The sequence below is a fragment of the Leptolyngbya sp. FACHB-36 genome, assembly GCF_014695955.1.
In the GTDB taxonomy this organism is placed as follows: domain Bacteria; phylum Cyanobacteriota; class Cyanobacteriia; order Leptolyngbyales; family Leptolyngbyaceae; genus FACHB-36.
This window is the reverse complement of record NZ_JACJPG010000276.1, coordinates 1-2,213: the sequence shown is the minus strand read 5'-3', so window position 1 is coordinate 2,213 and position 2,213 is coordinate 1. Positions and strand designations below refer to the sequence as shown.

The window sequence follows — 2,213 nt, the reverse complement described above, 5'->3', positions numbered from 1 at the left end:
AACGCGATCGCCCCTGCTCTACCCGAACTGATCGGTGGCTCTGCGGATCTAACTCACTCGAACCTGACGCTGCTGAAGGGCTACGGCGATTTCCAGAAAGGCTCGTACCAGAACCGCAACCTCCGGTTCGGCGTGCGAGAGCACGCTATGGGCGCGATTTGTAACGGGATTGCGCTGCATGGCAGTGGGCTAATTCCTTACTGTGCAACGTTCTTAGTGTTTGCAGACTACATGCGGGCAGCAATTCGCCTGTCGGCGCTGTCGCATGCAGGCGTGATTTACGTCATGACTCACGACTCTGTGGCGCTGGGCGAAGATGGTCCCACTCACCAGCCGATCGAGACGCTGGCGGCACTACGGGCAATTCCGAATCTGCTGGTATTCCGTCCGGCAGACGGTACTGAAACCTCTGGCGCGTACAAAGTGGCGATCGAGCGGCGCAAGCAACCATCGCTGCTGGCAATGACCCGTCAGGCGCTGCCCCAGCTAGAGGGAAGCTCGATCGAGGGCGTGGCGCGTGGTGGCTACATCGTCTCCAACAGCCTGGATTTACCCGATCTGATTCTGATCGCCACGGGCAGCGAAGTCAGCCTTTGCGTTAAAGCGGCTGAGCAACTGCGGACAGACGGTCACAACGTGCGCGTGGTGTCGATGCCCTGCTGGGAACTGTTTGAGGAGCAGGACGAGCACTATAAGAACGCGATTCTGCCGCCGGAAACCAAAAAGCGTCTAGTCGTGGAAGCGGCGTCGAGTTTCGGCTGGTGCAAGTACATGGGTAGCGAAGGTGCGAGCATCAGCATCGATCGCTTCGGCGTTTCGGCTCCGGGCAACCTCGCCATGGAGAAGTTTGGTTACACCGTGGATAATGTGGTCTCCAAAGCAAAGCAACTCCTTGGCTAGTCACCCACCTGCTTAACTGGAATGGTACAGGCTCTCTGCAAACAGAGAGCCTGTTTGCTATTCATCCCGTTGGAATGGGACCATGATTTCTATTAGCAGCTAGCCGACCAGTTTGTGAAACAATTGTGACCACTGGGTGTAAATCCTGACGAAATTGGATTCACCAAAGTTTAAGCGCTGGCTCGATCGGGGGCAATATAACCTGAAAGTAGTACGAGTACTGACGGTCAAGGAGACAATCAGGGATGTCTAAAGAGAGTGCAACTCGGTTTTTACAGGCAGTTTCATCCGATGAAACCCTGCGGGAGAAATTTGACAGAGTGCAGGATTCCGACGAGTTCATCCGCATCGCTGAACAGTTGGGCTACAGCTTTACAACGCAGGAACTCATGACACTTGCCAAAGAGCAAAGTCAAGGAATTGCGGTCCGGCGATCGACAGGCGTTTGGAAGTGGCTACGCGGCATTAATTGGGTGTGAGAGCAGGCAAGCTATAATTCAGCAACGACCCACCGGGCTGAATCGCACTCTACGCAGGTGGACATGCTCAGCCTGAATGCCTTCGATCGATCCCATGCGAACCATTTTTGCCGTTCTCCTCGCTGCTGTTCTTTGGCTGACCTCTATGGCACCGATTGAAGCTGCAACGCTACCGCCGAATGAGAATCTCGTCGTTGAAGGTATTCCAGAGATTCCGCTGTCGCTGGTCGAGGATGTTGGGCGCTACACCGAGTTTCGTGGTGCCGTGCTGGAAAGCTGGCACCCAACAGATCGAGAACTCCTGATTACGACGCGCTTCTGCAATCGGGCACAGTTTCACCAAGTTAAGTTTCCCTTGGGTGCCCGTAAGCAGCTAACCTTTTTTCCAGAATCGCCTGCGGATGCCACGTACCAGCCGACGAATGGCGACTATTTTGTCTTCAGCCGCGACGTGGGCGGCAACGAGTTTGACCAGAACTACCGCTACGATCGCGCGACTGGAGCCGTCACTCTCCTCACCGACGGCAAATCCAAAAATACGCGGGGCGTTTGGTCTACAAAGGGCGATCGCATGGCGTACACGTCAACGCGCCGCACCGGGAAAGACAATGATCTGTACGTGATTAATCCGCAGAATCCGCAGTCCGATCGCCTGTTGGCAACTGTCGAGGGCGGCGGGTGGTACCCGCTAGACTGGTCGCCCGACGATCGCCAATTGCTTGTGCTGGAATTTCTATCTGCCAACGAAAGCAACCTCTGGACGTTCGATGCTCAAACGGGAGAAAAATCGCTGCTGACGCCGAAGGGCAAGGAGCCTGTCTCCTATGGAGGCGC

General features: G+C 55.4%; 2 protein-coding genes and 1 pseudogene. All 3 read left to right on the top strand.

Annotation, left to right across the window (positions count from 1 at the left end):
- Positions 1 to 900 (top strand): transketolase C-terminal domain-containing protein (locus H6F43_RS07260; protein WP_277879892.1); only part of this gene is annotated, 900 nt, incomplete at its 5' end.
- A gap of 245 nt (positions 901 to 1,145) precedes the next feature.
- A complete protein-coding gene (locus H6F43_RS07255) occupies positions 1,146 to 1,379 on the top strand; it encodes a Nif11-like leader peptide family natural product precursor (protein WP_190342110.1) in 234 nt (77 codons plus the stop codon).
- A gap of 145 nt (positions 1,380 to 1,524) precedes the next feature.
- A pseudogene (locus H6F43_RS07250) lies at positions 1,525 to 2,213 on the top strand (S9 family peptidase); the annotation flags it as partial.